Raw genomic sequence first — 7,538 nt, forward strand, 5'->3', positions numbered from 1 at the left:
GTCAAAGCCATTTTCGGCGGACATGTGACCGGGCATTACCGCGTCGGCCAGATCATGGTCGCACCCGGCGTGATCACCGCCCAGTCGGACGGTTTCCTCATACGAATCCAGGGACGCGGCGGACACGGGGCGAGACCGCACGAAGCGGTGGATGCGGTGGTGGTCGCCGGGCTCCTGATCGTGGCGATGCAAACCCTGGTATCCAGGGAGGTAAACCCGGTCTATCCGTCCGTGATCACCATCGGCCAGGTGAGCGCCGGCAGCGCGCCCAACGTGATCGCCGAAACGGCGACGCTCCGGGGCTCGATACGCACCACCCTGCCGGAGGTGCGGAAACATCTCCTCGAAGGTCTGGAACGCATGGCCAAGGGCATCGGGGATCTCCACAATGCCCGGATCGAGGTGATCGTCAACGAAGGCTATCCGCCGGTGGTGAATACGCTCGTCGAATCGGAAATCGCCCGCCGGGCAGCCGGGAAGATCGTCGGCGAAAAGGGGCTCGTGTCCATGGAATATCCCAGCATGGGATCCGAAGACTTCGCCTACTATCTGCAGGAAATTCCCGGCTGTTACGTAAGGCTAGGCGCACGCCGGGAAGGATGGGAACACATTCCCTTGCACAGCCCTGCCTTCGATTTCGACGAAGAGGTGCTGAAAATCGGGGCGGCATTCTTCGACCGGGTGGCACGCGATGCCATCGAGGCGTATGCATGACGACGAGCTAGAATTCTCCGGTTCGAAATCTCCCACCGTGGGAATCGAAATCGAATTTCAGCTGCTCGATCCGGACACGCTCGATCTGGTCGACGGCATACTTCCCCTGCTCCGGGACCACCCGGAGGAACCCCGCATCAAGCCGGAATTCACCCAGTCCACGGTGGAAATCAATTCCTGCGTATGTGCCGATATCGAAGAACTGCGGTCGGACGTTACCGGCCTGGTCAAAGAACTGAAGCGCCGCTGCGAAGGATTGCATTTCACGCTTTGCGGCGCCGGCACGCATCCCTTCTCGCTGCGTCCGGCGTCGGTGACGCCGCTGCCGCATTATGTCGAGATGGAGCAGCGCATGGTTTACCTGGCGCACACGCTGAAAACCTATGCGCTTCACGTCCATGTCGGGATGCCGTCGGGCGATGCCGCGGTCGTCGTGATGAGCCAGCTCAAGCCCTATCTGCCCGTTCTTCTGGCACTCTCGGCCAGCTCCCCGTTTTGGCAGGGCCAGGATACCGGTTTCGCCTCGTTCCGGCAGCGCATCCTGGCGGCGATGCGCGACTACGGCCTGCCGCCGAGCTTCACGTCTTGGCGCCAGTTCGCCCAGTGTTTCGAAAACCTCCGAACGGCGGGCGCCGTCCACGTGGTCCGGGACGTCCATTGGGATATCCGGCCCAGTCCCCATTACGGCACGCTGGAAGTTCGGGTGATGGATGTTCAGCCGACCTTGCGGGAAACTTTCATGCTGGCGGCCCTGGTCCAGACCCTGCAGGTTTATCTGCTGCGGTGTTGGGAGCAGGAAAAGCCGGCTCGTCCCGTGATGCCGCAACACTGGTGGGCGGAAAAGGAAAACTGTTTCCGAGCCTCTCATCGCGGGGTGGAGGCTGAGATCATCGTCGACGAGACGGGCCATGTTCGTCCCATCAAGGCGTTTACGCGCGAATTGCTGGCGAGCTTGGCGGAAACGGCCGAAGAATTGCGGACCAAAGACTGGCTCGATCAACTCGAAGCCCGACTCGACACCGGGCACAGCTACCTCCGTCAGCGAGCCGTCTTTTCCGAAACGCGATCCCTGCAAAAGGTGGCAGCGAGCCTGGTCGGAGAATTGGAAGCGGAACTGATCGAGCCATAGTGCGAGCTTCCGTCGACCGGTTTGCGTCAGGCCGGGCATTAAAGCGTTTCCCGGCAACTCATCCGGCTTTGGGTGATTGCGCCCCGAATTCCTGTCGACCGGACCTCGCGTCGATTTCCTAAACGGACTTATCCCGAATTTCCGTTCCCATCGGACCGCCTCGAATCGGCGGTGTTAATCAAATTTGACAATGAATCGGCAAAGGGCTTTTATTGTCGCGGGATCCGGTGAGTCCCCCATCAGTCTCGAACAAATCAGAAATGTATCGAGCGCACGGCTCGATGTGCGCACCGTCGGCTTCTGGTAAGAACAATAAAGCGCCATAAGTTACGACGGCTTGGATGGCGACGATGCCACCCGCCCTTTAAGTCAGGTTTACACGCTTTCGCTTCCTCGGCGACGGCAAATGCGCAACTTGGGGCTGCCTTCCCGGACCTTATGAACGGACATTCGCCAGAATAATAATGCTCGCGAGGACATCATGAAGACACTGACCTCATCCCTTCGCTCGGTACTTGGCTGCGGAACGGCCGCAATCATCCTCACCACGCTGATTTCCTGTACGGAATCCGGACAGGGCGGAAAACCGCCCGAGAAGCAGACACGCAGCTGGGCGGACGAACGCTCGGAGCGGGAAAAGCTTCAGACGGCCTATTTGAACGATTCCACCGTCAAGCGAATCTCGACCGACGACGCCGCTCGCACGCCCTGGTACAGCAACCGGTTGGGATACGAGTGGTTCAAGGCCTACCCTCTCAGCGTCAACGGCATACCTTATGTCTTCCTGCGCGCCCTGATCGAAACCTATCCGGAAATCTGGAACGGGGAAGGCTCGCTGGGAAATCTGGGATTCGGTCCCCATCCGGACGACTACGATCCCGCAACCGGCCAGCTGCTTCCTCCGGAACAGCGCCATCCCCTGCCTTACGGGCTTTTCACCGTCCAGGACCCCGCCGTTCCCGAGGACAAGCGTACGGACAACGTATTCTTTTCGTGCGGGGCCTGTCATACGGGGCGCGTGTACGTCAAAGACCGGGTCCAGTATCTCGTCGGCGCTCCCAATACCGAAATCGACGCGCAAGCCTACGCTCAGCTTCTCTACCGAAGCGGCAAGATGTTCATCAAGGTCGACAGCCCCGATCCGAGCCAGATAAAAGCCGATCCGGATCAGGTCGCCAAGATCGCATCTTTCCTCAAGACCAAGGTCGAAACGGACCCCGCCTGGTTCTACGGCGGACGGACGCCCGAGGAACGCTCGGCCGGCGCCGAACGCGCCAGGGTGCAGGTGGCGCGCGTATTGGACAATCTGCCGGGCACCGTGGCCGGACTGATCGCTTCGGCCAAGAAAACGGAACTGATGTATCACGCGCTGACCTCGAAGCTTTCCTACACCGAGAAGAACGGCCAAAAGGCGCCGGGGGTGTTCGGCCCGCGTCCCGGCCGCATGGACGCCTTCGGCATCGCCGCCGGATTGGTCGCACTGCATGCCAAGCGGGAAGGTTTCTTTGCGCGCCTGCCCGACGATCATCCGTTCTTCGCGGGATTGGAAAATCTGCCCCGCGAGGAGCGCCTGAAGCAGGCCGGTCAGCGGCTATTCGCGACCGCGCCCGAGTGGATGCCTCACGACCCCGGCGCATCCGACATCAAGAGCCTGTGGTTCTCTCGCGACCATGCCGCCGCCAATTGGGACGCCAACCAGGCCGCCGAGTCCCGGGTAATCGCCTCGGGGGTTTCCTCGGGAGGCGATCCGTCCAAAGTCGATGTCCGCATCCATGAACCCATGAATCCGTTCATCGACAATCTGCCGCCTACGCCCTATCCCTTTGCGGTCGATCTCGACCTGGCGGCCAAAGGCAAGCCGCTGTTCGAAGAAAAATGCGCGTCGGCCTGTCACCATGCGCGCAACGAGAAGGTTTACAACGTCGGCAGCGACATGAATCGGGCGACGCAGATCACGCCGACGGCGCGCCTCGGGCTGCTCGAACTGACCCGTGAAGCCTGCGAGCTGTACGTGGAAAATGGCGGCAGCGACTGGTGCCGGCCGAAACGCGGCAGCCGCGCCGGCGACGACGAAGCCTATTTCGGCATGCCGCGCGGCGACAAGTCGGGCTACAAGGCCGATGTCCTCCACGGTATTTGGGCCCAGGCGCCCTATTTTCACAACGGCTCGGTACCGACCCTGTGGCATCTTTTCCGCCCCGCCGAGCGGCCGGAGAAGTTCATTCGCGGCAACATCAAGTACGACGAAACCAAGGTCGGCTTCGTCTGGGACAAAGCGCCGCAGCTCGACGAATACGGAGCCGGCGATACGGTGCACTTCGCCGAGCACGATACGACGCTCCGCGGCAACTCGAATGCCGGCCATACCTACGGTAGCGAATGGTCGGACGACCAGGTCCGCGCCGTTATCGAGTACATGAAAACGCTGTAGGGAAGAAGGACTCATGGCCGGATCGAACTGGATGACGATACGGGAGCAGCTCTATGGACAGGGCTGCAGGCTCATCAAACTGATCAAGGCGGCGTTGGGAAACACGCCGAGTGACTCCGGGCCGGGAAAGACACCGGCCCCGACTCCGCCACCGGCTACTAGCTTTTTGCGTGAAGTGGCGGGTGCCGAAGAAGGCACTCCCCTGCCGTCTCCGCCGCCGCCGATGCCGAACCCGAATGATCCAAAATACGCGGACGATCCCGGCGCCTACGAGAAGGACAAGCAAGCGGCGGAGACGGCCGCCGCGGCTTTCGCCACGGCGGCGAAGGCACGGGGCGGGGCCGTGGCGCAGGTGATCTCCAAATGGCTGGTGACCGCGCCTTATGCGATGTTCCAGGAGCTCTTGGCGCAACCTAGGGACGCCATGCCGATCTTCAAGCCGGCCATCGGTCCCGTGATCGTCATGCGGCATCCGGAAGTCATCCGCTGCCTGGAGCGTACCGACCTGTTCACCGTGGACCCTTACGCGGCGGAGATGGCGCGCGCCACGGACGACAAGACCAAACACCCGGAAGCATACTCCCACTTCATGCTCGGCACCGACCGGGACGATCTCTACCGGCTGGACGACGTGATCCTGCGCCGCGCCGTGTCGCGCTCCGACGAGGAAACGCTTTCGCGCCTGACTCGCGACGAGGCCGAACGCTGGACGCATCGGGCGCAAGCCGAGGGGATCGGCGAAATCGACGTGGTACCGACGCTCGCGAAATTCGTGCCGCTTCGGATCGTCGGCGATTATCTGGGAGTCCACTATTACGATTTCGGAACGCCGTCCGTGCTGCCCGGCCTTCGCGGGGGCGACCGCTTTCCGCTGGACCCGGACCTGCAAGCCGTGTTCTCGTTCGGCAAGATTACGGAAGGCATCGTACCCACGGCGGACGACCTGTTCATCTGGGTCAAGGATGCATTCCGCAACATCTTCAACAACTTCAGCCCGGCCCATCCCTTATTCGCCGAATTCCGCGAACGCGGCGTGATCGCGACCGAGTATCTGAGCGCCTACGTATTTGCCTTGCTCAAGCACTACAAGGAACGGCTGCGGCTGGGCGAAACAGTCCCCGATACCATGCTGACTCGGCTCTTGCGAATGCAGCTCGAGCTCGAGCGGGACGGCGAGACATTGACGGACGAGTTCGCAGCCCGCCTCGGCACGCCCTTGACGAAAGACGAGCTGGCGAAACGCCTTTCCGATTCGATGATCCGGTCCAACGTGTTCGGCACGGCGGTCGGCGCGGTGGTGAATCCCCAGGAAGCCACAGCCCGGATCCTCGACTCCATGCTCCGCCTGAAGGATGGCGAATACGAGGTGCTGAACGGTTCCAGCTACGAACAGGCCGTACGTTTGGCGAACATCGAGCCGGATAGCCCGGATTATGCCGAAAGCCTCGCGGGACTGCGCAAATACGCCCTGGAAGCCTTGCGCCTGCAGCCGCAGGGCGAAGTCTTGTTGCGGCTGTGCGTGAAGGACAATACCGAACTCGGCGGCGTTCCCCTTCGCGCCGGAACCCTCGTGTTCGCGGCCTATGCCGCGGCAATGCGGGATCCCGAGACGGTGCCGAACCCGCCAGCCTTCGACATTACCCGCGACGAACGGCTGGTCCCCTACCTCGGCGATCGCGAACGCGCCCATGAGGCGCCGCAAAGTCAGATCTATCTGCAGCACGGCTACGGACGGCATAAATGCCTCGGACGCTATGCCTCGGAGATAACCATGCGCGAATCGCTGCGCGCCATGCTGCGTCTGGGCTCGCTGGAACGCCGCGGCTCGCTCGAGATGGATGAGCAGAATTTGTATGCGACGAGTCTACGGATCGGATTCCGCTAGACGCCACAAAGGCGGATGCGCTGCGTCCGCCTCCTTCCGCACCTCATAATCCGCGTTCGCTCAGATCGTCCCGTACGATCTTCAGCATGGCGCCGATGGGTCCTTTGTGCGGACTTCGGATCAGGTTCAACAAGCGTTCGTTGAGCTTGATCACGTCCCAGCCGACGCGGCTCACGATCCAGTTCATGGACAGACGCTCGAGCTCGGTGTCGATGAGCCGCTTCACCACCGCGTCGGTCCGGCGTCTTAACAGCCGTTCCAGGACTTTCATGTCCGGACGTCGGTTCACCGGCCATTCCGGCAAAGGTTCCTCGACGCCGAGAGAATCGGTCAATGGAATAATCGGCAGGAGGTCCATACCCGCTTCGTTCTTGAACCGGAGTTTTTCTTTGAGCGTCGGCGGCCAATCCCGAAACAGCGGGTTGTCGTACGCCAGGCCGAACGTCCGCCGGAGGAATTGCTGGCAGTTGCGGCGACCGAGGCGATAATCGTGCTGCCGGTACGCCTCGCTCAGAAATCCGGCGAATCCGCCCAGCCCGCCGGTGGCGAGCGGATAACGCGCGCGCTGCTCCTTGCCATCCCTGATTTCGGTGCGCGTAGGCGCGATGAGAAAACGGCTGAAGACGCTCGGATCCCGAGCCAGCTCCAACTCATCTTTCTTGAATCGCAGCTCCGACAAAACTGCGGAAATCAATGCGGGCAGCGTTCCGAGAAGGCGAAGACTGGACTCCGGATCGTAGCGGAGATCCAAAACCGACTGATTCGGAAACGGATCGATCATAAGAATCGCGCGCTTCGCATCCTCGGCCCCGCGCGGGCTGCGATTCGCCGAGCCGGCAAGGCAGCGGCGCGCGATCTCGAAGGGTTCGTTGTTGGCGAGACCTCCGTCGATATTGGCGAACCGATACTCCCAGCGATCGATGTCCGTCTCCTTCAACTCGTCCGGCCACATCGGCGGAATTTCCTTTTCGACTTCGCACACGCAACGCTGGCTCCGGTCGCACTTGGGCTCCTGGGGAATGCTCCAGCGGCGGCGGTTGTAGTTGCCCGCCGAGCGCGTCAGGCTGCGAGCCGCCAGAGCGGCGGGAAACGCCGAGCTCGCCAGCGCGGCTTCTTTCAAGAGCCTCCAATTGCCCTCTTCCTGCTCCTCCCGTCCGAGCGGCACGGAATCGTTCCACTTCGATGCTTTGTCGGTCGGGCTGAGCGAAAAATGCATGTAATCGGCGTGCTGAGACATGCCGTAGTCGCGGTCCTGCTCGGCCGAGAAACGGATGGAATAAGGCACGCCTCTCAAGTTCGTGACGCACAGGATCACATCCAGTGGATCGGCCATGTACTCGGGCCACGGGGCTCCGGACCATGCGGTGGCCAGGGCGTTC

Annotated in this window: 5 protein-coding genes; 4 read left to right on the forward strand and 1 reads right to left on the reverse strand. The window is 61.8% G+C overall.

Going from position 1 to position 7,538, the window contains the following annotated elements:
- The 4 genes from ABJK70_RS17275 to ABJK70_RS17290 form a co-directional block, all read left to right on the forward strand.
- The coding region (locus ABJK70_RS17275) for a M20 family metallopeptidase (RefSeq protein WP_347258580.1) at positions 1 to 714 on the forward strand (714 nt) is incomplete at its 5' end.
- 37 nt (positions 715 to 751) lie between these two features.
- Positions 752 to 1,843, forward strand: a complete 1,092-nt coding sequence (locus ABJK70_RS17280) for a YbdK family carboxylate-amine ligase (RefSeq protein WP_347258581.1) — start codon at positions 752 to 754, stop codon at positions 1,841 to 1,843.
- Positions 1,844 to 2,324: 481 nt separating this feature from the next.
- Complete coding sequence (locus ABJK70_RS17285; RefSeq protein WP_077730516.1) at positions 2,325 to 4,274, forward strand: hypothetical protein; 1,950 nt, start codon at positions 2,325 to 2,327, stop codon at positions 4,272 to 4,274.
- Between the two features lie 13 nt (positions 4,275 to 4,287).
- A complete protein-coding gene (locus tag ABJK70_RS17290; protein ID WP_347258582.1) occupies positions 4,288 to 6,159 on the forward strand; it encodes a cytochrome P450 in 1,872 nt (623 codons plus the stop codon).
- Positions 6,160 to 6,202: 43 nt separating this feature from the next.
- On the opposite strand, the gene ABJK70_RS17295 is transcribed toward ABJK70_RS17290, so the two are convergent.
- The coding region (locus ABJK70_RS17295) for a hypothetical protein (RefSeq protein WP_347258583.1) at positions 6,203 to 7,538 on the reverse strand (1,336 nt) is incomplete at its 5' end.

Source organism: Methylocaldum sp. (genome assembly GCF_039794385.1).
In the GTDB taxonomy this organism is placed as follows: Bacteria; Pseudomonadota; Gammaproteobacteria; order Methylococcales; family Methylococcaceae; genus Methylocaldum.

Coding starts and splice junctions, on each gene's coding strand:
- ABJK70_RS17290 (WP_347258582.1), top strand. CDS start 4,288: ATGGCCGGATCGAACTGGATGACGATACGGGAGCAGCTCTATGGACAG.
- ABJK70_RS17285 (WP_077730516.1), top strand. CDS start 2,325: ATGAAGACACTGACCTCATCCCTTCGCTCGGTACTTGGCTGCGGAACG.